We start from the raw sequence: 272 nt of genomic DNA on the forward strand, positions 1-272 counted from the left end.
TCTGTCACGGCGACCGTCACTGACGTGGCCGGTAACGTCTCAGAGGCCAGTACCCCTAGCGGCTTTACCCTGGATACCACTGCTGCCGGTGAAGGCACCGGTGAGGGCGGCACGGATGAAGCGCCAGTTCTGACCATTGCTGAAGCCACCGATGGCGTCAGTGAAGCCGAAGCCAGTGATGGCGTGCAGGTCAGCGTGGCCGTACCGACCGGCACAGTCTCCGGTGACACCGTGACCCTCACCGTCACCCAACCTGACGGCACTTCGGAAAC

1 protein-coding gene is annotated in these 272 nt (G+C 63.2%); it reads left to right on the forward strand.

The window, feature by feature from the left end:
• Positions 1-272 (forward strand): hypothetical protein (locus RN22_RS25295; RefSeq protein WP_046308502.1); only part of this gene is annotated, 272 nt, incomplete at both ends.

The sequence above is a fragment of the Grimontia sp. AD028 genome, from assembly GCF_000973155.1.
GTDB classification, from domain to species: domain Bacteria; phylum Pseudomonadota; class Gammaproteobacteria; order Enterobacterales; family Vibrionaceae; genus Enterovibrio; species Enterovibrio indicus.